The 23,673-nt window shown below is 65.8% G+C and carries 20 protein-coding genes; 17 read left to right on the forward strand and 3 right to left on the reverse strand.

The features are described 5' to 3' along the window. Positions 1-4: 4 nt before the first annotated feature. The gene (locus AC4ELH_RS07860; RefSeq protein WP_498883783.1) at positions 5-1,246 is read right to left on the reverse strand and encodes a hypothetical protein; all 1,242 of its coding nucleotides are present in this window, start codon (positions 1,244-1,246) and stop codon (positions 5-7) included. Between the two features lie 503 nt (positions 1,247-1,749). Here AC4ELH_RS07860 and AC4ELH_RS07865 point away from each other — a divergent pair. Beyond that, positions 1,750-2,469 (forward strand): MBL fold metallo-hydrolase, encoded by a 720-nt coding sequence (locus AC4ELH_RS07865; RefSeq protein ID WP_498883785.1) that lies wholly within the window; start codon positions 1,750-1,752, stop codon positions 2,467-2,469. 9 nt (positions 2,470-2,478) lie between these two features. Here AC4ELH_RS07865 and AC4ELH_RS07870 read toward each other — a convergent pair whose 3' ends face one another. Next, complete coding sequence (locus AC4ELH_RS07870; RefSeq protein WP_498883787.1) at positions 2,479-2,925, reverse strand: Lrp/AsnC family transcriptional regulator; 447 nt, start codon at positions 2,923-2,925, stop codon at positions 2,479-2,481. Between the two features lie 165 nt (positions 2,926-3,090). Between AC4ELH_RS07870 and AC4ELH_RS07875 the strand changes: the two genes are divergently transcribed. From AC4ELH_RS07875 to AC4ELH_RS07910, 8 genes are all read left to right on the forward strand, one after another. Beyond that, positions 3,091-4,218: a thiamine pyrophosphate-dependent enzyme gene (locus AC4ELH_RS07875; protein ID WP_498883788.1), complete on the forward strand. Its 1,128-nt coding sequence runs from the start codon at positions 3,091-3,093 to the stop codon at positions 4,216-4,218. 11 nt (positions 4,219-4,229) lie between these two features. Then, positions 4,230-5,189 carry an alpha-ketoacid dehydrogenase subunit beta gene (locus AC4ELH_RS07880; RefSeq protein WP_498884103.1) on the forward strand — a complete coding sequence of 320 codons (960 nt, stop codon included), beginning with the start codon at positions 4,230-4,232 and terminating at the stop codon, positions 5,187-5,189. Between the two features lie 28 nt (positions 5,190-5,217). Continuing rightward, positions 5,218-6,456, forward strand: coding sequence for a dihydrolipoamide acetyltransferase family protein (locus AC4ELH_RS07885; RefSeq protein WP_498883789.1), 1,239 nt, complete (start codon positions 5,218-5,220; stop codon positions 6,454-6,456). Next, positions 6,456-7,871: a dihydrolipoyl dehydrogenase gene (gene lpdA, locus AC4ELH_RS07890; protein ID WP_498884105.1), complete on the forward strand. Its 1,416-nt coding sequence runs from the start codon at positions 6,456-6,458 to the stop codon at positions 7,869-7,871. The genes AC4ELH_RS07885 and lpdA overlap by 1 nt, the downstream gene beginning before the upstream one ends. An 11-nt stretch (positions 7,872-7,882) precedes the next feature. After that, on the forward strand, positions 7,883-8,947 hold the full coding sequence (locus tag AC4ELH_RS07895; RefSeq protein WP_498883791.1) for a Glu/Leu/Phe/Val dehydrogenase dimerization domain-containing protein: 1,065 nt from the start codon (positions 7,883-7,885) through the stop codon (positions 8,945-8,947). Next, positions 8,944-9,504 carry a 6-phospho-3-hexuloisomerase gene (gene hxlB / locus AC4ELH_RS07900; RefSeq protein ID WP_498883793.1) on the forward strand — a complete coding sequence of 187 codons (561 nt, stop codon included), beginning with the start codon at positions 8,944-8,946 and terminating at the stop codon, positions 9,502-9,504. Before AC4ELH_RS07895 ends, hxlB begins: the two co-directional genes overlap by 4 nt. A 27-nt stretch (positions 9,505-9,531) precedes the next feature. Then, positions 9,532-10,161: a 3-hexulose-6-phosphate synthase gene (gene hxlA, locus AC4ELH_RS07905; protein WP_498883795.1), complete on the forward strand. Its 630-nt coding sequence runs from the start codon at positions 9,532-9,534 to the stop codon at positions 10,159-10,161. 67 nt (positions 10,162-10,228) lie between these two features. Continuing rightward, complete coding sequence (locus AC4ELH_RS07910) at positions 10,229-12,544, forward strand: LuxR C-terminal-related transcriptional regulator (RefSeq protein ID WP_498883797.1); 2,316 nt, start codon at positions 10,229-10,231, stop codon at positions 12,542-12,544. Here the strand turns inward: AC4ELH_RS07910 and AC4ELH_RS07915 are convergent. Then, a complete protein-coding gene (locus tag AC4ELH_RS07915; RefSeq protein ID WP_498883799.1) occupies positions 12,541-14,124 on the reverse strand; it encodes a 4Fe-4S binding protein in 1,584 nt (527 codons plus the stop codon). The genes AC4ELH_RS07910 and AC4ELH_RS07915 overlap by 4 nt on opposite strands. A 310-nt stretch (positions 14,125-14,434) precedes the next feature. On the opposite strand from AC4ELH_RS07915, the gene AC4ELH_RS07920 reads away from it, so the two are divergent. The 8 genes from AC4ELH_RS07920 to AC4ELH_RS07955 are packed head-to-tail and all read left to right on the forward strand — an operon-like array spanning position 14,435 to position 23,508. Further along, complete coding sequence (locus tag AC4ELH_RS07920) at positions 14,435-15,202, forward strand: MlaE family ABC transporter permease (protein ID WP_498883801.1); 768 nt, start codon at positions 14,435-14,437, stop codon at positions 15,200-15,202. Positions 15,203-15,234: 32 nt separating this feature from the next. Continuing rightward, complete coding sequence (locus tag AC4ELH_RS07925) at positions 15,235-16,053, forward strand: ABC transporter permease (RefSeq protein WP_498884106.1); 819 nt, start codon at positions 15,235-15,237, stop codon at positions 16,051-16,053. Between the two features lie 4 nt (positions 16,054-16,057). Continuing rightward, positions 16,058-17,368: an MCE family protein gene (locus AC4ELH_RS07930; RefSeq protein WP_498883803.1), complete on the forward strand. Its 1,311-nt coding sequence runs from the start codon at positions 16,058-16,060 to the stop codon at positions 17,366-17,368. A gap of 22 nt (positions 17,369-17,390) precedes the next feature. Beyond that, positions 17,391-18,419 (forward strand): MCE family protein, encoded by a 1,029-nt coding sequence (locus AC4ELH_RS07935; protein ID WP_498883805.1) that lies wholly within the window; start codon positions 17,391-17,393, stop codon positions 18,417-18,419. Then, a complete protein-coding gene (locus tag AC4ELH_RS07940) occupies positions 18,416-19,684 on the forward strand; it encodes an MCE family protein (RefSeq protein WP_498883806.1) in 1,269 nt (422 codons plus the stop codon). Before AC4ELH_RS07935 ends, AC4ELH_RS07940 begins: the two co-directional genes overlap by 4 nt. Continuing rightward, positions 19,681-20,946 (forward strand): MCE family protein, encoded by a 1,266-nt coding sequence (locus AC4ELH_RS07945; protein ID WP_498883807.1) that lies wholly within the window; start codon positions 19,681-19,683, stop codon positions 20,944-20,946. The genes AC4ELH_RS07940 and AC4ELH_RS07945 overlap by 4 nt, the downstream gene beginning before the upstream one ends. Next, entirely contained in the window at positions 20,940-22,073 is a 1,134-nt protein-coding gene (locus AC4ELH_RS07950) for an MCE family protein (RefSeq protein ID WP_498884108.1), read from the forward strand. Before AC4ELH_RS07945 ends, AC4ELH_RS07950 begins: the two co-directional genes overlap by 7 nt. Position 22,074: 1 nt before the next feature. Continuing rightward, the gene (locus AC4ELH_RS07955; RefSeq protein ID WP_498883808.1) at positions 22,075-23,508 is read left to right on the forward strand and encodes an MCE family protein; all 1,434 of its coding nucleotides are present in this window, start codon (positions 22,075-22,077) and stop codon (positions 23,506-23,508) included. The last annotated feature ends 165 nt before the right edge of the window (positions 23,509-23,673 follow it).

Raw genomic sequence — 23,673 nt, forward strand, 5'->3', positions numbered from 1 at the left:
GTGACTATTCGTGGTGCTTGCCGCCACTCTTGCGATCGGACTTGCCGGCGGCGGTCGACGCGCCGTCGGTGCTGCTGCCTGCCGCACTCTTGCCGGCCTTCCCGGCGATTCGCTGCGTGGCTTTCCTGAGATTGTCGCGAACCTGCTTCGCCGAGCCGGTGACCTTGTTGCTCGCTTTCGACGTCGCTTTCAGAGTCGCTCTCGCGGGTGCTGTGGCTTCGGTGGAATCGGCAGATGTCGCGCCGGCTTCTGGTGCCGCGGCGGTTTCGGAGGCGCTGGTATCGGTTTCGGGGGCCGCAACGCTGAGCGTGACGCTACGTGCGGACGTCCCGCTGCTGAGCGTGCTGACGGCTGAAGTGCTCAGCTTGGCGGAGGTGACCGCGGCCGTGGTGGTGGCCGGCGCCGACGGGTTCGGGTCGAGCAGGCCGGCGATGGTCTTGGGGATGCCGAGCAGGGATGCGATGGGGCCGCTGGCCAGGACGCCGAACGGGGACTCCGGCGTCAACAGCCCGGCGACCGGCAGGATCCCCAGAATCGTGCCCTTGCCGTTGAGGAATGCGTCGGTGAGGTTCGCCGGTGCATTGATGAGGGCGTTGGCGACACCTTCGGTATCGCCTGCGTTGGCGGCAGTCACCACTTCCTGCGCGGTTGCGGCGACTCCGTTCAGCACGGACAGGAGCGGGAAGACGGCCGGCAGCACCGCCGCAGTCGCGATGGTCGGCACCGCGGCGATCACATTCGCGAGATTCTGCGTCGTCGTGGTCACCGCGGTCCAGCTGTTGTTCGACAGGTCGAGCAGGCCCAGGATCGCGGGAAGCAGGCTGAGGGTCAGCCCGTCCACGGCGTCGGTGATCTGGCCCTGCGAGATCAGGTCGGAAGCCGTCTGCAACGCGTCGGGCAGGCCCTGCAGCGTGGAGGTGAGGTTGTCGGCATACGTCTGGATGGCGTTGCCGACGACCGTCGCGTTGCCGATCTGATTGCTGATGACGGTCTGCAGGATCGGAGCGGGGCTGGCCAGCAGCTGCTCCCCGAGTGCCTGCAGGTTGGTGCTTGCGTTCGACAGGGTCTGTGCCCACGCGTCCACGGGGTTGGTCAGGGCGGACAGTTCGACCGCTGCAGACGATGCGTGTACGGCGGGCAGCTGCTGGATGTCAGTCGGGGTCGGCATCACCGGGCTGACGGCAATGACGCCCGCGCCGGCCAGGGCCACCCCGGCGGTGAGGTACGAGCGAACAGCGGTTTCCATCATTCATTCCTTTGCTTTCTTCCGTGGTGGAAGCTGATACTTACTTGAGAGTAATAAGAGATTCAACACATAACACCATGTCGAATCCATAGTTAGTCCAAATAATGAGACGGCACAGAGCGGCTGGAGCTGCACTCGACGTTTGCTGTAGCGGGTGCCCGCGGCTTGATCTTGAACGGTCTGGCAAATCTCTCGACGGCCGATATCTGACCGGCGGAACGGCCCGCGGACGGACTGTGGGCAACGCGGCAGTGCCTGTCAGTAGTTAGCTCACCTCGACATCAATGGTCTAGATGATGGTCCATACTGGCCGGTAGCTTTGGGCGATCGTGATGCACGGCAGTTTGCGGCGCATATGTGATCTGCATGACCAACATGGGTCGATCAGGTGTAGACCACGGTGTTGCCGCCCCGCCAGCCGGCAATCACAGGATTTACACAGATGGCGAAATTGTCCGATTCGCGGACACGCCAAGAAAGATCTGAGCCACTAGCGTCGAGTCATGCCCGACCTACTCCAGATGACTGATTCGTTGTACCGGCTGCGCATCCCCGGGGAGCGGGCACACCTGCTCAACAGCTACCTGTGGCTGGACGGCGAAGGTGTCACGCTCATCGACACCGGCTGGCCGGACAGCTCCGGCCTGATCGCCGAGGCGCTGGCCGCACTCGGTATGCGACGCCTGCACGTCAAGCGCGTCGTGCTCACGCATTTCCACGAGGACCATTGCGGTGCGGCCGCCGAGATCGCGGATTGGTCCGATGTCGAGGTCGTCGCGGGCAAGGGTGACGCCGAGTTCATCCGCGGCGACGAATCCGGGCCACTGCCCGTGCTGACCGATCCGGAGCGCACGCTGCGCCCCGACTTCGACACCTCACCGCACGGCCCGGCCTGCCGGGTGGATCGGGTGGTCGGCGACGGTGACGTGCTGGACTTCGCCGGCGGGGCGCGGGTGATCGGCGTACCCGGCCACACCCCGGGCGGCATCGCCCTCTATCTGCCGGCTGCCGACGCCGTGCTGACCGGTGACGTGGTCGCCGAGTCCAACGGCCAGGTGATCGTGGGGGTCTTCAACACCGACCGCGCCGAGCTCGCCGACTCTGTGGCCAAGCTTGCTGCCACGGGCGCGCAGCGCGCCGGATTCGGGCACGGTGAGCCGATTCTCACCGATGCGGCTGCGCAGATCGCGGCCGCCACCGACCCGTTTGCCGCCGACGCCTGACATCGTGCCTCAGCCAGGACCGGCAGCGTGCGGGTCCGAGGATCGGAGCACGATGAAAGTCTTTGTGCCCAAAACCTTCCCGGAGGTGCGGATGGCGTTGACGACGCGCTGCAGGTGGTCGACGTTCTCGACGCGGAACCGGATCAGCGCGTCCGGGTCACCCGAAATCGTATAGACCTCTTTGATTTCCGGCATGTTCCCGGCCATGGCTTCGATCTCGCTGGTGTCGATGCTGCCGATGAGCCGTACCTCGGTGAAGGCGTCGATTCCGCCGACCGCCTGTTCGTCGACGACGGCCACGTAACCCTTGATCACTCCGGTCCGTTCCAATCGGGCTATTCGCCGCGATACCGGTCCGGTGGACAGGCCGACCTGGTGAGCGATCTGACTCACCGGGGTGCGGGCATTTTTCCGGAGAAGCTCGATGATCTCGCGGTCGACGGGGTCAAGTGCCATTGCTGTGTCGGGTTCCGATCAGTGCGCGCAGGTACGGGATTGATGCGCAATGTAGCCGATGTTGAGCACGATCGGTGCGAATTGTCGTGCGATTGTGCGCAGTTGTTGCTAGCCGATTGGCCCGCGCTGCAGGCTCTCGGCACGTCTTCGTCTGAGGAGGGATCGATGTCTGCAGCACCGAACACCGCGGTATCCGAGCCATGGTCTGTTCTCACTCCGAAGGGTGTGCCGGCGACGCGCGACACCGATGAGTTCAACCCCGGGAACCTCGATTTGCGGGTCGCGTTGCGCGACATGATCCTGGCCCGCCGGATCGATACCGAAGCCATTGCCCTGCAGCGTCAGGGCGAGTTGGGACTCTGGCCTTCGCTGCTCGGTCAGGAGGCAGCGCAGGTGGGCGCCGCCTCGGCGGTCAGGCCTCAGGATGTGGTCTTTCCGACCTACCGTGAGCATGCGGTCGCCTGGTGCCGGGGCGTCGATCCGGTCAGTCTGCTCGGGGTGTTTCGCGGAACGACGTGCGGTGGTTGGGATCCGGCTGAGCGCGGGTTTCAGCTCTACACGGTGGTGATCGCGGCTCAGACCCTGCATGGGGTCGGCTATGCGATGGGCCTGCTGCGCGACGGCAGTGTCGGCACAGGCGATCCCAACCGGGACCGGGCGGTGCTGGTGTTCCTCGGCGACGGGGCGCTGAGCGAGGGGGAGTCGAATGAGGCTTTCGTCTGGGCGGCCACCCAGGATCTTCCGGTGGTGTTCTTCTGCCAGAACAACCAATGGGCCATTTCGGCGCCCTACTCCGTCCAGAGCCGGATTCCGGCCGCCGACCGGGCCCGGGGATTCGGGTTCCCGGGTGTTCGGGTGGATGGCAACGACGTGGTCGCCTGCCACAGCGCCACCGTCCGTGCACTAACCCACGCGCGCGAAGGCGGCGGTCCCACGCTGATCGAGGCGGTGACCTACAGGCGCAATCCGCACACCACCTCTGACGACGACCTGCGGTACCGCTCGAGCGCGGAGAATGATCATTGGCTCGCTCTGGATCCCATTGAGCGCCTTCGCCTTTACTTGCAATCGGAGGCTGCCGGCGAGGATCGGATCGATGAGGCTTTCCTGTCTGAGATCGAGGAGGAAGCGGCGCGGTTGGCCGAGCGGCTCCGCACGGGGTGCCGCGCGCTGCCCGAACCCGATCCCGGTGAACCCTTCCGCCACACGCTGGCCGAGATGACGCCCGAGTTGGACAGTCAGCTGGCCGCGCACCTGGAGTTCGTCGCACGCGGATCGGAGGAATCGAGATGAGCACCGTCGCGATGGCGCATGCCCTCAATCACGGCCTGCGCGATGCCATGGAGGACGACGAGAAAGTGCTTCTCATCGGTGAGGACATCGGCCGCCTCGGCGGGGTGTTCCGGGTTACCGACGGGCTGCAGAAACACTTCCACGAGCTGCGGGTCGTCGATGCACCCCTCGGTGAGGCCGGAATCGTCGGAAGCGCCGTCGGTTTGGCGATGGCCGGCTACCGCCCGGTGTGTGAGATCCAGTTCGACGGATTCGTGTTCCCGGCCGCCAATCAGATCATCACCCAGCTGGCCAAGTATCGGCACCGCTCCAGCGGCATGGTGAAACTCCCTGTGGTGATCCGGATCCCGGTCGGTGGCGGGATCGGGGCCATCGAGCATCACAGTGAGTCGCCGGAGGCGTACTTCGCCCACACCGCCGGGCTGCGGGTGGTGTGCCCGTCGACCCCGCAAGACGCCTACCACATGCTGCGGGCGGCGATCCGTTGTGAAGATCCGGTCATCTTCCTGGAGCCGAAGAAGTCGTACTGGCGGAAAGGTGAGCTGGACAAGACAAGTCATGACCAGCCATGGGATCGGGCGCGCATCGTGCGGGCAGGATCGGATCTCACGCTGGCGACTTATGGATCCCTGGTCCCGGTGGCACTCAACGCCGCATCGGCGCTGGCCGAGGAGGGCCGTGATGTAGAGGTGATCGACCTGCGGTCGATCTCGCCGATCGACGACGAGGCTGTGGTGACGTCGGTACGCCGAACCGGGCGGCTGGTGATCGCGCACGAGGCGCCGCAGAGCGCTGGTGTCGGGGCCGAGCTGGCCACCCGGGTGCAGTCCGAGGCCTTCTATGAACTGCAGGCTCCCATCCTGCGGGTGACCGGCTATGACACCCCCTATCCGCCGAGCCGGCTGGAAGAGGACTGGCTGCCCAATACCGACCGCATCCTCGACGCCTGCGATGCCAGCTATGGCCACTGAGAATGTCACCAAGACACCCGGAGCCGTCATGACAGACAACGCTGAGCTGTTCCACCTGCCCGACGTGGGCGAAGGGCTGACCGAGGCCGAGATCGTCTCCTGGCATGTCGAGGTAGGCGACGAGGTCGCGATCAACCAGGTCATCGTCGAAATCGAGACGGCGAAGTCGATGGTCGAGCTGCCCTCGCCGTACGCCGGCACCGTCATCGAGCTGATGGCCGAGGCCGGTCAGACCGTCGCGGTAGGCACTCCGATCATCGCGATCGCGGCAAAGTCCGCATCCGAGGAGCCGAAGCTGTTGGTGGGGTACGGCTCACGCGATGATGGGCAGGCGGGACGGCGGAGGCGACGGGCTCCGCAACCAGCTGCCGAGCCGAGACCGGCCGCGGGGCGGAATCCGCGCGCGAAACCGCCGGTACGAAAACTTGCCCGGGTACTGGGGGTCGATCTCGCCGGCATCGAACCTTCCGGACGGGACGGTATCGTCACCCGGGCCGATGTGCTGGCCGCGCACGGAACCGATCCGGTCGCCGAATCAGCAAGCGGTGCAACTCAATCGGATGCGGTAACCCGGATCCCGATCAAGGGTGTGCGCAAGCACATGGCCGCGGCGATGGTCCAGTCGGCGTTCACCGCGCCGCACGTCACCGAGTTCGTCACGGTCGACATGACCGAGACGCTCGTCCTCAAGGACCGGCTGGCGCAGCATCGCGATTTCCGCGGTGCCAAGATCACCCCGCTGGCCCTGGTGGCACGGGCCTATCTGCTCGCACTGGCACGGACCCCGATCGCCAACGGTCGCTGGGATGAACAGGCGCAGGAGATCGTCATACCGGACGCGGTCAACCTCGGCATCGCGGCGGCCACAGACAGAGGTCTGGTCGTGCCCAACATCCGCGCGGCCAACCGGCTCAGCCTGCGTCAACTCGTCGACGGAATAACCGAACTGGCGAACACGGCGCGTGCCGGCAAGACACCACCCGAGGCCATGCGGGGCGGGACCACCACCATCACCAACGTCGGTGTGTTCGGAGTCGACACCGGAACACCCATCCTCAATCCCGGGGAAACCGCGATCCTCGCGGTCGGGGCCATCCGGCGCATGCCGTGGGTGGTCGACACCGGAATGGGTGAACGCATCGAGCCGCGCTCGGTGCTGCAACTCGCGCTGTCCTTCGACCATCGGGTGCTCGACGGACAGCACGGTTCGCAGTTGCTCGCCGATACCGCCGGCGTTCTTGTCAACCCGGGAATGGGATTGCTTTGATAGAGAACAACAATGAGGCCGCTCGTCATTTCGACGTGGTGGTCCTCGGTGCCGGTCCCGGCGGATACGTCGCGGCGATCAGGGCCGCCCAGTTGGGACTCTCGGTCGCCGTCGTCGAGGACAAGTACTGGGGAGGTGTCTGCCTCAACGTCGGCTGTATCCCCTCGAAGGTATTGTTGCGCAACGCCGAGATCGTCCGACTGGTCACCAACGACGCGCAGACCTACGGACTCAGCGGTGAGGTGAAGGCCAGCTACCAGGCCGCCCACGACCGCAGCCGCAAGGTCGCCGACGGCCGTGCCGCAGGCATCCACTACCTGATGAAGAAGAACCGGATCGCCGAGGTCGACGGACGGGGCTCGTTTACCGGCCCCAAGACCGTCGAGGTTCTCAGCCGCGACGGACAGTTGAGCACCATAACCTTCGAACAAGCCGTCATCGCCACCGGTGCTCGACCGAAACAGCTTGCCGGGGTCGAGCTTTCGGATCTCGTGGTGACCTATGAGCAGCTCATCCTCGATCCGGAGCCGCCGAAATCGATCGTCATCGTCGGTGCCGGTGCGATCGGCATGGAAGTCGGCTATGTGCTCAATGCCTACGGCGCCGAAGTCACCATCGTTGAATACGCCGACCGCATCGTGCCGGCAGAGGATACCGAGGTATCGCGGGAGCTGGCCAAGGCGTACCGAAAGCTCGGCATCGACATCGTCACCTCGGCCCGCGTCGAATCGATAGCCACCGAGGATGATTCGGTCACCGTCCGCTGGAAGCAGGCCGACGGCCCGGTGGGTGGCAAGACCGCCGGCAAGGTGCTGGTGGCAGTGGGATTCGAGGCCAACTCCGACGGTCTGGGGCTCGACGCCGCGGGTGTCCGCGTCGATGCCCGCGGCGCGATCGTCATCGATGACCGGATGCGCACGACGGCTCCGCACATCTACGCGATCGGCGATGTCACGATGAAACTGCAGCTGGCGCACGTGGCCGAGGCCATGGGTGTGGTCGCGGCCGAGAGCATCGCCAACGCCACGACCATGGAGCTGGGCGATTACCGGATGATGCCGAGGGCCATCTTCTGTCAGCCTCAGGTCGCCTCGTTCGGCCTCACCGAGGAACAAGCCCGCAGCGAGCACGACGAGGTCCGAGTTGCGAAGTTCCCGTTCTCGGCGAATGGCAAGGCCCACAGCGTCGGTGACGCCGGCGGGTTCGTGAAGCTGATCGCCGACCGAAACGGTGCGCTGCTCGGTGGCCACATCATCGGCGCGGATGCCGCCGAATTGCTTCCCGAGCTGACGCTGGCGCAGAAGTGGGAGCTCGGCTCGTTCGAGCTATCCCGCAACGTCCACATTCACCCCACCCTGGGCGAGGCAGTCGTCGAGGCCGTTCACGGCCTGCAGGGTCACGCCATCAACATCTGATGAGGAGATCAATGGTTACCAGTGGCGCCGCATCCGACACTCTGCGGATCGAGCAGCTCGACGTGTCCGGCTACGACGAGGTCCGGACCTGCGAGGACCCGTCGACCGGTCTGCGCGCGATCATCGCCGTCCACGACACCCGGCTCGGGCCCGCCCTCGGTGGCACCCGGTTCTACCCCTATCCCGACGATGCCTCGGCGCTGACCGATGTGCGCCGGTTGAGTGCGGGTATGACCTACAAGGCGGCCGCGGCAGACCTTGCGCTCGGTGGCGGCAAGGCCGTGATCATCGGTGATCCGGCGGTGCTGAAAACACCTGCGCTGCTTCGGTCCTACGGGCGGTTCGTCGATTCCTTCGACGGCCGCTACGTGACGGCGGCCGACATCGGCACTACGTCGGCCGATCTCGATGTGATCGCTGAGGCGACCCGGCATGTGGTCGGCTGTACCGAGGCCGCCGGAGGTTTCGGAGACAGCAGCCTGTCGACCGCGCTCGGGGTGCTCGCCGGGATCCGGGCGGCGGCCCGCTTCAGCTTGAATCGCACGCTCGCCGGGCTGCGGGTCGGTGTCGAAGGGGTCGGCAAGGTCGGAACCTGCCTCGTCGAGCTCCTGCTCGACGAAGGCGCCCTCGTGGTCGTCAGCGAGCGCTATGCGCCCGCACGGGCCCGCCTCCAGCAGACCCACCCGGACCTGCCCATCGTCGAGGACCTCTTCGACGCCGCCATCGACGTCTACGCACCGTGTGCGCTGGGCGCCACGCTGACACCCGAATCGGTTGCGGCACTGCGAGCGTCGATCGTCTGCGGGGCGGCGAACAATCAGCTGGCCAGTGATGACGTCGAGGAACAACTGTTCAGCAGGCAGATCACCTGGGTGCCCGACTATGTGGCCAATGCCGGCGGGCTCATCCAGGTGGCCGCCGAACGTGACGGCCGGACCCTGCCTCAAGCCCGCGACCAGATCGGGCAACTCGAATACGCCGTGCTCGACATCCTGCGGCGGGCCGCACATCAGCGCGGCACACCCGCGCGCGCTGCCAAGGAGATCGCCGATGACCGGCTGGGGCGTGGCCGATGAGCACGGGATTCGACACCGGACGTCGCGTCATCGCCGACGAAACCCGGCGGGTGCTGGATGCCGTCGACGCGGAGGCCTGGAATCGGGTGGCCGCCCTGATCATGCGGGCCCGGTCGATCTACGTCATCGGTAGCGGCCGCAGCGGTCTTGCGGGCCAGATGGCCGCGATGCGGCTCATGCATCTCGGGCTCAGGGTGCATGTGGCCGGCGAGGTGACGGCTCCGGCGATCGGAGCGCATGATCTGCTGCTCGCGGTCTCCGGGTCCGGTACCACCGCGGAGGTGGTCAGCGCCGCCGAGACCGCGCGCCGAGTCGGGGCCTCGGTGGTGGCCATCACCACCGCACCCGACTCACCGCTGGCCCAGCGTGCCGACGAGGTCCTGCACCTGTCCGGCACGGACAAGCAGGACCACAGCGGTTCGGTCAGCAGGCAGTACGCGGGCAGCCTGTTCGAACAATCGGTCCTACTCGCCTTCGACGCGCAATTCCACGCGCTGTGGAACGCAGGGGACCAGAGCGCGGAAGACCTCTGGGATCGCCACGCCAACATCGGCTGACCAACAACCGAACAACCAGGAGGAAATATGACGAAATTGCAGGTGGCCGTCGATCTACTGTCCACCGCCGACGCGCTGGCGCTCACCAACAAGGTGGCCGGCCACGTCGACATCATCGAGCTCGGGACTCCGCTGATCAAGAGTGCCGGTCTGGGCGTGATCAGCGCAGTCAAGGCCGCACATCCCGACAAGGAGGTCTTCGCCGACATGAAGACCGCCGACGCGGGTTTTCTCGAAGCCGATCTGGCTTTCGCGGCGGGGGCCGATTTGGTGACCGTCCTCGGTACGGCGGGTGACCCGACCGTGCGAGGCGCCGTGGAGGCCGCCGAGAAACATGGCAAACGCGTCGTCGTCGATCTCATCGGAGTGCCCGATCGGGTCGAGCGGGCCAGACAGGTGGCCGAGCTCGGCGTGGCTTTCGTCGAGATCCACGCCGGCCTCGACGAGCAGGCGCAACCCGGGTACTCAATCCGGACGTTGCTCGACGACGGCGTGAGCGCGGGCGTGCCGTTCTCCATCGCCGGCGGGGTGAACGCAAGCACCATCGCCGCGGTGCGTGCGGCGGGCGCCCAGGTCGCTGTGGCCGGTGGGGCGATCTACGGCGCCAACGATCCCGCTGGTGCGGCCGCCGAGCTGAAGGCGGTCTTGACGCAGTAGCTGCCAACGCCGGTGCGGCCGATTCGACTCGGTGGCGCCTTTCCCGGTACGAACTAGGATGCGTCAGATGGCTTTGCCTGAATCCGACCCCAATCGTGGGCCCGGCGATGATTTGCCCGCCGAGGCAACGCGGTTTGTCGGGCGTTCGAACGAGCTGAAACAGCTGGTTCGCCTGCTGACCAGGGAGCGGCTGGTCACGCTGACCGGAGTTGGTGGAGCGGGGAAGACCCGGCTGGCGATCCAGGCTGCGAATCGGGTACGCGGTTCATTCTCAGACGGCATCACCTACGTTTCGCTGGCCGACTTGCACGACGAAGAGCTGTTGTGCGAGTTGGTCGGCGATGCGCTGGGGTTCCGCGGGTCGGTGCACCGGTGGAACGCGGACACTCTCATCGGTTATCTGACGGATTCGCACCGGTTGTTGGTCTTCGACAACTGCGAACACATGGTCGGTGCCTGCGCCCAGCTGGTCGACGCGCTGCTGAGTGCCTGTCCCCGGGTCAGCATCCTGGCGACCAGCCGGGAACCGATCGCCGTCGTCGGTGAGAACATCTTCCCGACCCTGCCGCTCCAGGTGCCTACCGCTGACTGTCCGTTCGAAGGCTTCGGCCAGTACGACGCGGTCCGGCTGTTCGTCGAGCGGGCGGTCTCGGTGCTGCCGACCTTCAAACTGACCGAAGCGAACCACCAGGCGGTCGCCGAACTGTGCCGCATGCTCGACGGGATACCCCTTGCGGTCGAACTGGCCGCGGTCCGGCTGCGAGCACTCTCGCTCGAGCAGCTGGTGCAACTGCTTGCCGCCCGGCCCGACCTGCTCGACAGCGGGCGCCGCGGCGGCCCAGCTCGGCAACGAACCCTGAGCGCCTCGATGGCGTGGAGCTATGACATCTGCTCGGTCGAGGAGCAACTGCTGTGGGAACGGGTGTCGGTGTTCTCCGGTGGCGTGGAACTCGCAGCTGCCGAAGGGATTTGTGCCGATGAGCGGATACCGGCCGTTCAGATCCTGCCGCTGCTGACCTCTCTGGTCGACAAGTCGATCTTGATCCGAGAGGAAGACCGCGGGCGGGTTCGTTACCGGCTGCTGGAGACGATCCGCCAATTCGGCCTGAACAAGCTCGGCGATGACGCCGCGGACAGCACCGAGTGGCGGCGCCGGCATCGTGATTGGTACCTCGGGGTCGTCAACCGGACAATGCTGGACTGGCGCACCCCCGGGCTGCCGGAAGGCCAGGAACTGCTGCGCGCGGATATCGCGAATCTCCGTGCCGCGCTGGATTTTTGCCTGACCGAGCCGGGGGAGGCGGCGGCCGGTCTCCGGATGGCCAGTGCTCTGTATCAGTACTGGATGATGAGCGGTCTGCTGGCTGAAGGCAGTTACTGGACCGAGCGGCTGCTGGCGGCGGTGCCGGATCCCGGCGCGGTGCGGATCCGCGGTCTCTACGCTGCCGCCAGCCTGTGCATCCTGCGACGTCAGCTGGACGCCGCCGAGCGGATGCTCGAGCAGGCCGACCAGATGTGCGATGCCGATGCCACGGGCCGCGCCTACATCGTGCAGGCGCACGGATTGCTGGCCCTGATGTGCGACGACACCGAACAGGCCGCCGCGCTGCTGGAGCAGGCCCTCGGCAAGTTCGAGGCCACCGGTGACCAGTCTGGGACGGCCATCACCCTGGTGCTGTACGCGATCGTCTCGATGCTGCGCGGTGAATCCGACCGGGTGGCCGACGCGCACCGCCGATGTCGCGAGTTGACCGTCCCCTACGGCGAGACCTGGGCCTGGTCCAGCTCGTTGTGGGCGGCCGGGATGGACGCCTGGAATCGTGGGGACCTGGCCGAGGCATCCGAATTGCTACGTGCCGCACTTAATCTCAAACGCCCACTGCGGGATCACATCGGAATCGCCGAGGCGATCGAAGGCATCGCCTGGGTGGCGGCAAGCGACGGCAAGCTGGACCGGGCCGCCGTATTACTGGGCGCCGCGGACCGGATCTGGCACGGCATGGGTATGTCGGTCGATACTGTTCCCGGTTTCTACCGGCACCGCGAGGACAGCGCCAAGCTCGCCCGCAAGCTGGGAGAGCGACCGTTCCAGGCCGCCCACCGTCGTGGGAATCAGATGATTCTCGACGAGGCGGTGGCCTTTGCCCTGGAAGAGTCCGTGCCGAGCGGCGCCCCCGACGGAATCACCAAACCGACCAAGCGGGAACTGCAGATCGCCGAACTCATCGCGCGCGGACACAGCAACCAGGAGATCGCAGACGAGTTGGTGCTGTCCCGGCGCACGGTCGAAGCCCACGTGCAGCACCTGCTGGCGAAGCTGGGCTTCAACACCCGAACCCAGGTTGCGGCATGGGTGGCCCATCAGAATGCGGTCCGCGGCTAACACGGCCGGCTCATAGCGGATCCGAGCATTTCGTCCACGTCGACGAACTTGATCCTGGGACGCGATGCCGCGGCGCCCCGCGCGCATTCGGCTGCGTCGATCGATCGCCATCCTTCCCAACTGATCTCGGCCACACCGCGTTCGACCAAGAGTTCACGCAGCGCCTCTCGGTCGCCGATTTCGCGGTCCAGGAGCCCGGCGCTGAAATCGGCGAGGACCGCGGAGACAGTTTCCGCCGCACATGTGCGGTTGGTCCCGATCACGCCCCGTGGGCCGCGCTTGATCCAGCCGGTGACATAGGAACCCGGGGTGCCGATCACCCGTCCCCCATCGTTGGGGACGATGCCGCGCTCGGAGTCGAACCCGAGCCCGGGCACAGGCTTTCCGCGGTATCCGATGGCCGACACCACCAAACCGGTTTCGAGATCCTCGATCTCGCCGGCCCGGCGCACCCGCAGACCCCGGACCCGGTCGGGGCCGTGCAGTTCGACGGGCGAAGTGTGGAACCTAAGGATCAGCCGCTTACGGGATGCCAAGGTGGGCCGAGCGGTATAGCTGCGGGCCAGATCGAGCTTGGCCGCGGTCTCCGCGTCGTCCTCGGGGCGGGCGGTGAGATCTCCACCGTCCACGATGACGTCCACGCCGTCGAGGTTCCCGAGGGCCAGGAACTCACCGAAGGAGAACGCAGCCTCCCGCGGCCCGCGGCGGGCGAGAATCACAACCTCCCGGATCATGCTGCGAGACAGGACATCCAGTGCATGCTCGGCGATATCCGTCGCCGAAAGACGGTCCGGCTCCAGAAGCAGGATCCGGGCGATGTCGAGGGCCACGTTGCCGTTGCCGACGATCACCGCACGGGTGCCGGTGGTGTTCACCTCGATGGCGGCGGCATCGGGATGGCCGTTGTACCACGCCACGAAGTCGACCGCACTGTGGTGGCCGGTCAGCTGTTCTCCGGCGATCCCGAGTCGCCGGCTCGCTGAGGCCCCGACGGCGTAGATGACCGCATGGTGGTGCGCCAGCAGATCGCCGTGGGTGATGCGATCGCCGACCTCGACGTTGAGGTGGCATTGCAACCGCGGGTCGGACAGCCCTCGCTGAAACACCCGGACCACGTTCTTGGTGGCTTGATGGTCCGGGGCGACACCGGCCCGGATCAGACCGAAAGGTGTTGGCAGTCGCTCGAATAGGTCGACTGCGACGTCGCGCACGTTGAGCAGTTCATTGGCGGCATAACACGCTGCCGGACCCGCGCCGACGATCGCCACCCGCAGGGTCTCGGGTCGCTGCGTTCTGCGGGCCGGCGCGGCCGGTAGACCGGTCGGACGCAGCGGGTTGGCGCCGAAGTACGCGGCATTGAGGCCGGCGAACGGTGCCAGCACCGGGGGCAACTGCTCGGCGCTGTAGATCGCGTCGACCGGGCAGACCTCCTGACATGCACCGCAGTCGATGCAGGTGTCCGGATCGATGTAGAGCATCTCGGTGCCCTCAGCGTCCTCGCCGGGGCGGATGCAGTCGACTGGGCACACCGGGACGCAGCTCGCGTCTTTGCAGCAGTTCTGCGTGATGACGTACGGCATGGAACCTCATATCGGCCGGTGATCGTGAAGATCGAAAAGTCTGATTGCTTACCGGATTTCGGAAGAGTCCGATGCAGCGCCGATGGATGGCGCGCTGCGGCACACCATAACCGGGTTCACGCCGGTTTGTCAGTTCCCCTGATCAATTTTTACGCGTGGGTAAGCGTCGACAGCGACTACGTACGTAGTCCTTCTGCGGTCGCTACGGATGTGGTGCACGTGTGATCCAGCTCATCCTTGGGGCGGTCGGCAGGCAGCAGGAGGATGAACGGTTTATGTACCCGAGGACCTTTGGATTGGGTCACGAACGATGAGCGCGGTTGCGGCGATATCAAGCCCGCTACGCGCGACCGGTGGTTTCTTCGCGCTCTCGCTGGACACTTTCGTGACGCTGGTCCGGACGCCGTTCGCGTGGCGCGAGTACCTGACCCAGACCTGGTTCGTGGCGAAGGTGTCCCTGCTGCCTGCCCTGATGCTCACCATCCCGTATTCGGTCCTGCTGGTCTTCACGCTCAACATCCTGTTGATCGAGTTCGGCGCGGCTGATCTGTCCGGAACCGGTGCGGCGCTGGGCACCGTCACTCAAATCGGGCCGTTGGCAACCGTTCTGGTGATCGCCGGCGCCGGCGCCACCGCGATGTGCGCAGATCTGGGCGCCCGCACGATCCGTGATGAGCTCGACGCCCTACGGGTGATGGGCATCAATCCGGTGCAGGCCCTGGTGGTGCCCCGGGTGCTGGCCGCCGCGACTGTCTCTACCGCCCTGGCGTCGACGGTGATCCTGGTTGGACTCACCGGTGCGTACTTCTTCTGCGTGTACGTGCAGCATGTGTCACCGGGCAACTTCGTCGCCGGGTTTACGCTGCTCACCGGGGTCGCCGAAGTGGTGATCGCGTTGGTCAAGGGCGCGATCTTCGGCATGGTCGCCGGCCTGATCGCCTGCTACAAGGGCATTTCCGTCGGTGGCGGCCCTGCCGGTGTGGGCAATGCCGTCAACGAGACCGTCGTGTTCACCTTCATGGCGCTGTTCGCCATCAACATCATCGTGACGGCTGTCGGTGTGCAGGTGACCCTGTGATCGACGCAGGGGTACCCGCCACCCGCACCCGGATCGGGCAACGGGCCAAGGCCTGGAAACAGAGTTGGGATCAGGTTGGAGAGCAGGCCGAGTTTCACTTCCGGGTGCTCAGGTCCCTCGGTGACGCAGTCGCCAACTATGGCACCGAACTCTTGCGGCTCATCGCGCAGATGGGACTCGGGGTCGGTGCGTTGGCCATCATTGGAGGCACGGTCGCGATCGTCGGATTTCTGACGCTGTCGACCGGTGCCGTCATCGCAGTTCAGGGCTACAACCAGTTCGCCAACATCGGTGTCGAAGCTCTGACGGGGTTCGCCTCAGCGTTCCTGAACGTCCGCATCATCGCACCGGGAACCACGGCGATCGCGTTGGCGGCCACGATCGGGGCTGGTGCCACCGCTCAACTCGGCGCCATGCGGATCAACGAGGAGATCGATGCCCTGGAGGTCATCGGCATCCGCAGCATCGCCTATCTGGCATCCACCCGGGTCATCGCCGGTGTCGTCGTTGTGATCCCGCTGTACTGCATCGGTGTGACGATGGCGTTTACCGCGGCCCGGTTCGGCACCACAGCGATCTACGGCCAGTCCACCGGAGTCTACGACCACTACTTCAACACGTTCCTGAACCCGACCGACCTGATCTGGTCCTTCGGTCAGTCCATCACCATGGCCACCGTGATCATGCTGGTACACACCTATTACGGGTTCACCGCATCAGGCGGACCGGCTGGGGTCGGCCAGGCCGTCGGGCGCGCCGTCCGCACCTCGCTGGTGGTGTCGGCATTCGTGGTGACCACGATCTCGCTGGCCGTGTACGGCCAGTCCGGCAACTTCAACCTCGCGGGATAACGCCATGCCCACCAACACAAGACGGGGCGCCATCCCGCCCTCGGTATGGACGCTGATTCTGCTGGGGACCGTGGTCGCGGTCATCGCGACGACCGCGGCGTTGTTCACCGGGAGGTTCAACTCCTATGTGCCGGTCACCGTCACCGCGCCGCGTTCGGGGCTGGTCATGGAGTCGGGCGCCAAGGTCAAGATGCGCGGCGTGCAGGTCGGCCGTGTGGCGGGGATCGCCGGTAACGATCCGGTTCGGCTGGAGCTGGAACTGTTTCCCGCGCAGGCCGCGCATATCCCGGCCAATGTGCAGGCCGAGGTCCGGGCCACCACCGCATTCGGGGCCAAGTACGTCGACTTGATATATCCGAGTAGTCCGTCACCGCAACGGATCTCGGCTGGAACTGTGTTGTCCTCGCGCAACGTCTCCACGGAGGTCAACACGGTCTTCCAGAACCTGGTCGACGTGCTGCACCGGGTGGATCCCCCCAAGCTGAACGCCACGCTCACCGCGCTGGCCGAAGGGGTGCGGGGACAGGGGGAGCGCATGGGTGAGGCCCTATCGGCGAGCAATGCCGTACTCACGGAGGTCAACCCGCGCATGGACATCGCGCAGGCGGATTGGCGCGCGGTCGGAGAGTTCAGCGAGGCCTACGCGGCCGCGGCCGACGACATCGTCCACGTGCTGGACGCAACGAGCAGGATCAGCGAAACCATCGCCATCAACGCCCAATCGCTGGACGGCCTGCTGCTCAACGTGATCGGCTTCGCCCAGGCCGGCACCAGTCTGGTCGGACCCAATCAGGACAACCTGGTCGGTGCGATCAACCATCTCGACCCGACGACCGCGCTGTTGAAGAAGTACGACCCGACCTACACCTGCATGCTGCTGGGGGCCAAATGGTTCCTCGACCATGGCGGGCACGATCAGGTTGGCGGCAACGGCCGCAGCATCGTGCTCGACAGTGCCATCAATCTCGGCGAAGACCCGTACCGCTATCCCGACAACCTGCCGATCGTGGCGGCCAAGGGCGGACCCGGCGGAAAGCCGGGCTGCGGGTCACTGCCCGATGTGACCAAACAATTCCCGGTGCGGCAGCTGATCACCAATACCGGATGGGGCACCGGCATCGACTGGCGCCCCAACCCCGGTATCGGACACCCCTGGTGGGCCAACTATTTCCCGGTCACCCGTGCGGTGCCCGAACCGCCGAGCGTGCACGGAGAAGGCCCACCCGCGATCGGCCCGGTGCCCTACCCGGGCGCTCCGCCGTACCAGCCGCTACCCCCACCTGTTCCATCGGACGGCGAAGTACCCAATCCATGAGCATGACGACAGGAGGCCAACGGTGAACCACAGCCTGGTTGGAGTCGGATGGCGGCTCGCGGCGTTTCTGACCGTATGCGGCATGGGCACCTTCGTGTTGCTCATGGTCTTCGCGCAGTTACGGTTCAACGACGACCGGACGTACCGGGCTGAGTTCGTCAACATCAGCGGACTGGAGGAGGGCAACTTCGTCCGGATCGCCGGTGTCGAGGTCGGCAAGGTGCGAAACATCTTCGTCAACTCCGACAACCGCGCCGTCGTGGAATTCGCCATCGATTCGGCTGTCGCACTGACAGAGGGCACCCGTGCACTCGTCCGCTACGACAACCTCATCGGCGGCCGCTACATGGAGTTGCAGGAAGGCCCCGGCGGGCTGCGGCCGCTGGTGAACGGCCAGACGATACCGGTGGACCGCACACAACCGGCTCTCGATCTGGACGCATTGATCGGAGGCTTCCGTCCGCTGTTCCGCGCGCTGGACCCCGAGACCATGAACACGCTGACCCGCCAGCTGATCGAGGCGTTCCAGGGGCAGGGCGCCACCATCGGATCGTTCCTGCAGCAGACCGCGTCGCTGACCAACACACTGGCCGACCGAGACCAGCTGATCGGCGAGGTGATCGCCAACCTCAATTCCGTGCTGGGCGCGTTCGGCGATCAGACCGATCAATTCGACAAGGCGGTCGACTCGCTTTCCCAACTCATCGACGGACTCGCAGCCAGAAAGGCGGACGTCAGCGACAGTATCGCCTCGTCCAATGCGATGGCCGCCGGTGTCGCCGATCTGCTTCAGCAGACTCGCGGTGACATCAAAAATGTTGTCGGCCAATCCGATCGGGTCACCTCGGCGGTCCTGGCGGACAAGGACTACGTGGAGGATCTACTCGACACGCTGCCCGATACCTACCGGGCCCTCAATCGGATGGCGCTCTATGGTGACTACTTCTCGTTCTACCTGTGCGACGCCATCTTCAAGCTCAACGGCAAAGGCGGGCAGCCGGTGTATGTGAAGGTGGCCGGTCAGAGCACCGGGCGGTGTGCTGCGAAATGAGATCTTTCTCCGAGCGCAACCCGCTGGTGATCGGCATCGTCGGGATAACGCTGGTCGCGGCGATGGCCGCCGCGGCGTTGCAGTACAAGAAGTTACCGTTCTTCGCGTCAGGGCAGCGATACTCGGCGTACTTCGCCGAGGCCGGCGGCCTGATACCGGGCACAGCAGTCCAGGTCGCCGGCTACCGGGTAGGAGAGGTGTCGAGTGTCGAGCTCGACGGCCCACGGGTGCTGGTCGAGTTCGACGTCGACAAGAGCATCCGGCTCGGGGAGCGGACCGAAGCGGCGGTCAAGACCCGCAGCCTGCTCGGTGCCAAAGTGCTCGAGGTGACTCCCCGCGGCGATGGGACACTGACCGGTCCCATCGAGATGGATCGCACCACCCCCGCCTATCAATTGCCCGACGCGCTGGGCGATCTGGCCGATACCGTTGCCAGTCTGGATACCGGCGGACTCAACGAGTCGCTGCAGACGCTGAGCGACACTTTCCGCGATACGCCGCCCGAACTGCGGGTCGCGGTCGACGGGGTGGCCCGCTTTTCACACACCCTGGGTGAACGCTACGAGCAGCTGCGGACCCTGCTGGCCAACGCACACAAGGCCACCGGGGTGCTCGCGCAGCGCACCGATCAGGTCGTCGGGCTGATCGCACAGAGCAACGCTCTGCTGGCCCAGCTCCTCACCCAGAGCGCGGCACTGGATCAGATCACCAACACCATCGCCACTGCGACCGCGCAGGTCTCGGGTTTCATCGCCGACAACCGCGCCACACTGGGCCCGGCGCTGGAGAAGCTCAACGGCGTACTGGCGATCGTCGAGATGCGCAAACAGAAAGTGCAGCAGGTGATCACCATGCTGCACCGCTACGCGATGTCGCTCGGCGAATCGGTGGCCTCCGGGCCCTTCTTCAAGGCCTACCTGGTCAACCTGCTGCCGGGACAGATCGTCCAACCGTTCATCGATGCCGCCTTCTCGGATCTGGGGCTCGACCCGAATGTGCTGGCACCGACCGAACTCAACGATCCGCAGACCGGACAGCCGGCCACCCCGCCTCAGCCCGTGCCCTACCCGAGAACCGGTCAGGGCGGGGAGCCGCGATTGACCCTGCCGGACGCGATCACGGGAAACCCGGGTGATCCTCGCTATCCGTATCGGGAACCACCGCCAGCGCCCCAGCCCGGCGGTCCACCGCCGGGGCCACCCGCATACGGTCCGGCGTCAGGTTCTGGTTCGGCACCGGCTGCAGAGGAAGGAGCGACCCCATGACCCGTGTCCGCGCCCTGCGGATCGGACTGGTCGCGGTGCTCGTCACCTGTGCCGTCACGGGAGCCGGTCTGATCGCCGGCAACCTGACCACCGCCCACCGCACCACCGTCACCGCGTATTTCGACAACAGCAACGGGATCTTCCCTGGCGATGATGTGGTGTTGCTCGGGGTCCGAATCGGCGAGATCACCGCGATCGAACCACAACCGGAGCGCGCCAAAATCACGTTCTGGTTCGACCGGCGGTATCAGGTTCCGGCCCAGGCCGGCGCCGCCATCTTGTCCCCGCAGCTGATCACCTCCCGGGCGATCCAGCTGACCCCGGCCTATACCGGCGGCCCGGAGCTGGCCGACGGAGCCGTCATTCCGCAGAACCGTACTGCCGTGCCGGTGGAGTGGGACGACTTCCGGATGCAGCTGGAGAAGATCAGTTCCAGCCTGCAGCCGGGACCCGACGGTGACAGCCCGCTCGGCGCGTTCGTCAACACCGCCGCGGAGAACCTGCGCGGGCGCGGGGCCGACATCCGCGAGGCGATCCTGGAACTGTCCCGGACCTTGTCGGCGCTGGGCGACCACAGCACCGATATCTTCGGCACGGTCAAGGGTTTGGCCACATTGGTGTCGGCCCTGCAATCCAGCACCGGTCTGATGAAGGAGCTCAACCGGAACCTGGCCTCGGCCACGTCGTTGCTGGCCGACGACCCGGCCCAGATCGGCACGGCGGTGGAGGGTTTGAACACGGCTGCGCGCGACATCGCGTCGTTCACGGCCGAACACCGCGAGGCGGTCGGGTTCGCGACCGACAAACTGAACTCGATCGCCCAGGCGCTGGCGGACAGCAGCGGGGATATCAAGCAGGCCCTACATCTGGCGCCGACGACCCTGCAGAACCTGGTCAACATCTACGAGCCCGCGCACTCCTCGCTGACCGGCGCACTGGCCCTGAACAACTTTGCCAATCCGATCCAGTTCATCTGCGGCGCAGTGCAGGCCGCGTCACGGCTGGGCGCCGAGCAGTCGGCGAAGCTGTGCGTACAGTACCTCGCCCCGATCGTCAAGAACCGCCAGTACAACTTCATCCCGCTCGGCCTCAACCCGTTCGTCAACGCCTCGGCCCGGCCCAATGAATTGACTTACAGCGAGGATTGGATGCGTCCCGACCACGCCGGAGAAAGACCGCCGGCCGAAGCCGTAACGACCGTCACCGAACCCGCGAAGGGACTGGAAGGCATGATGGTTCCGGAGTCCGGGGGCGGATCGTGATCCGGCCGCGACTGCGGATTGCCACGCTGCTGGCCGCCATCCCTCTGCTGATCACGAGTTGTGGTTGGCAGGGCCTGAATTCGCTGCCACTGCCGGGCGTGGAGGGCCGCGGACCGGACTCCTTCGAGGTGCGGGCCGAGCTTCCCGACGTCACGAACCTGGAACTCAACTCGCGGGTCCGGGTGGCCGATGCGGTGGTCGGCAGCATCATCGGAATCGAGCTGCAGGGCTGGCACGCCGTCGTCACGATGCGACTGCTCGACGATGTGGTACTCCCGGAGAACGTGACAGTCAAGGTCGGACAGACCAGCCTGCTCGGCTCACTGCATATCGAGCTGACCCCGCCGGCCGGGGAACGGCCCCGGGGCAGGCTGCACGACGGGTCGATCATCGCGTTGGATCGGGGCGCTGCCTACCCCACGACCGAACAGACCCTGGCCGCGGCGTCGATGCTGCTCAACGGCGGTGGCCTGGGACAGGTTCAGGATGTCACCCGGGCATTCAGTACCGCCCTGGCCGGCCGGGAGAACGAGCTGCGCAGCTTCGTCGAGCAACTGGACAAGTTCATCGGCCATCTGGACCACCAGAAGGACGACATCCTCACCGCCACCGACCGCCTGAACCGGCTGACCAGCCGGTTCGCGGCGCAGAAGCCGGTGCTGGACAAGGCGTTACATACCATCCCGAATGCGCTCGAGGTCCTCAAGGACGACCGCGAACAGTTGGTGGCGGCGCTGGACAGCTTCGGCAAGCTCAACGCGTTGCTTTCCGACTCCATCGCCGAGACCAAAGAGTCACTGGCCCATGAGTTCCGCGACATCGGCCCGGTGCTGGAGTCGCTGGCCAATGCCGGACCCGCGATGACCCGCTCGCTTTCGTTCTTCTCGACCTTTCCGTGGCCCAAGGAAGGTGTGCTCAAGTGGCTGCGAGGCGATTACGCGAACCTCACGGCGATCTTCGACCTGACACTGAGCCGACTCGACACCTCTCTGCTCACCGGAACGCGGTTCGAAGGCGCGCTCACCCGATTGGAGATGCAATGGGGCCGCACGATCGGCCAGTTGCCCAGCCCGGCCACCGGGGCGAATCCGCTCGTCATTCCGTATCAACCCAACCAGGGACCGTGACATGCGCCTGAATCGTCTGGCCAAGATCCAGCTCGCCGTCTTCGCCGTGCTGTCAATGGTTTCGGTGGCGTTGATGGCGGGCGGCTATATGCAGTTGCCCGCGCAGCTGTTCGGAATCGGCCGCTATACCGTGATCGTCGACCTTCCGCAGGCCGGCGGTTTGTACGAACGGGGCAACGTCACCTACCGGGGCACGGAGGTGGGACGGGTCACCGACGTGCGTCTCACCGACACCGGTGCGCAGGCGCTGCTGTCCCTGGACTCCAGCATCAAGATTCCCGCAGACGTGGATGCCCAGGTGCACAGCCAGTCCGCGATCGGTGAGCTCTATGTTGCGCTGCTGCCCCGCACTGGCGAGGGGCCGGCGCTGGCCGACGGGGATGTCATCCCGCGAAGCCGGTCTTCGGTGCCGCCGGATGTCAGCAGCCTGCTCGATGCGACCAACCGTGGGCTGGCTGCGATCCCACAGCAGAATCTGCAGACCGTTATCGACGAAAGCTACACAGCAGTATCGGGATTGGGCCCGGAACTGTCCAGGATTGTCAAAGGCGGGAGCAAACTCGCCATTGATTCCCGCGAGCAGCTGGAGCCGATCGTGACCCTGATCGAACAGTCGAAACCGGTGCTGGATTCACAGGCCGAGACCGCGGGCTCGATCCAGGCCTGGGCGGCCAACCTGGCCGCGATCACCGGGCAGGTGCGCGATCACGATGCCGCATTCGGTGAGGCGCTGAACACGATCCCCGTGGCGGCCGAGGAAGCTAGGCAGTTGATCGAACGAGTCCGGCCCACACTGCCGGTGTTGCTGGCCAATCTGGTCAGCCTGGAGCAGATCACGATCTCCTACCAGCCCGCGGTGGAGCAGCTTCTGGTGTTGTTCCCGCAGGGCACCGCGATGATGGGTGCCCTCGGTGTCGCCAATCTGAACACCAAGCAGGACTACACGGGGATGTACCTGGACTTCAACCTGAACATCAACCTGCCGCCGCCCTGCAACACCGGATTCCTCCCGGCGCAGCAGCAGCGCGCGCCCGCGCACGAGGACCATCCGGATCGCCCGGCCGGGGCTCTGTATTGCCGTGTTCCCCAGGATGATCCGATGCTCGCGGTGCGTGGCGCGCGCAACACCCCGTGTCTGACGGTGCCCGGTAAGCGGGCGCCCACGGTCGAGATGTGCGAGAGCGACCAGCAGTACGTGCCGCTCAACGACGGATACATCTGGAAGGGTGACCCGAACGCGACGCTGACCGGGCAGGCTGTCCCACAACCGATGGCGCCGTCACCGGGCTCGCCGCCGCCGATCGCGGCGGCACCGTACGATCCGGCCACCGGCAGCTATGTCACCCCCGACGGACGGCTCTTCACACAGTCCGATCTCGCGCGGAACGCACCACGACAAACGTGGCAGGACATGCTGACACCGCCCGCGCGCTGACATCCGATGACGCCGAAAGCGGCACCACCGAGGGGTGGTGCCGCTTTCGGCGTCTCTGTGGGCTTCGGCGCGCGTCGACAGCGCGCAATTACGTAGTGGAGTTGCGCGCTCTACCGATGTGATCGCACGGCGCCGGATGGGAATCTCGTCTGAACCCACAAGGGC

The sequence above is a fragment of the Mycobacterium shunyiense genome (assembly GCF_058270075.1).

Bases quoted from the DNA above. Each gene is read 5' to 3' on its own strand.
- AC4ELH_RS07945 (WP_498883807.1), top strand. From the start codon at position 19,681: ATGACCCGTGTCCGCGCCCTGCGGATCGGACTGGTCGCGGTGCTCGTC.
- hxlA (WP_498883795.1), top strand. From the start codon at position 9,532: ATGACGAAATTGCAGGTGGCCGTCGATCTACTGTCCACCGCCGACGCG.
- AC4ELH_RS07875 (WP_498883788.1), top strand. From the start codon at position 3,091: ATGTCTGCAGCACCGAACACCGCGGTATCCGAGCCATGGTCTGTTCTC.
- AC4ELH_RS07885 (WP_498883789.1), top strand. From the start codon at position 5,218: ATGACAGACAACGCTGAGCTGTTCCACCTGCCCGACGTGGGCGAAGGG.
- AC4ELH_RS07955 (WP_498883808.1), top strand. From the start codon at position 22,075: ATGCGCCTGAATCGTCTGGCCAAGATCCAGCTCGCCGTCTTCGCCGTG.
- AC4ELH_RS07915 (WP_498883799.1), bottom strand. From the start codon at position 14,124: ATGCCGTACGTCATCACGCAGAACTGCTGCAAAGACGCGAGCTGCGTC.
- AC4ELH_RS07870 (WP_498883787.1), bottom strand. From the start codon at position 2,925: ATGGCACTTGACCCCGTCGACCGCGAGATCATCGAGCTTCTCCGGAAA.
- AC4ELH_RS07865 (WP_498883785.1), top strand. From the start codon at position 1,750: ATGCCCGACCTACTCCAGATGACTGATTCGTTGTACCGGCTGCGCATC.
- AC4ELH_RS07930 (WP_498883803.1), top strand. From the start codon at position 16,058: ATGCCCACCAACACAAGACGGGGCGCCATCCCGCCCTCGGTATGGACG.
- AC4ELH_RS07880 (WP_498884103.1), top strand. From the start codon at position 4,230: ATGGCGCATGCCCTCAATCACGGCCTGCGCGATGCCATGGAGGACGAC.
- AC4ELH_RS07860 (WP_498883783.1), bottom strand. From the start codon at position 1,246: ATGGAAACCGCTGTTCGCTCGTACCTCACCGCCGGGGTGGCCCTGGCC.
- AC4ELH_RS07940 (WP_498883806.1), top strand. From the start codon at position 18,416: ATGAGATCTTTCTCCGAGCGCAACCCGCTGGTGATCGGCATCGTCGGG.
- AC4ELH_RS07910 (WP_498883797.1), top strand. From the start codon at position 10,229: ATGGCTTTGCCTGAATCCGACCCCAATCGTGGGCCCGGCGATGATTTG.
- hxlB (WP_498883793.1), top strand. From the start codon at position 8,944: ATGAGCACGGGATTCGACACCGGACGTCGCGTCATCGCCGACGAAACC.
- AC4ELH_RS07920 (WP_498883801.1), top strand. From the start codon at position 14,435: ATGAGCGCGGTTGCGGCGATATCAAGCCCGCTACGCGCGACCGGTGGT.
- AC4ELH_RS07895 (WP_498883791.1), top strand. From the start codon at position 7,883: ATGGTTACCAGTGGCGCCGCATCCGACACTCTGCGGATCGAGCAGCTC.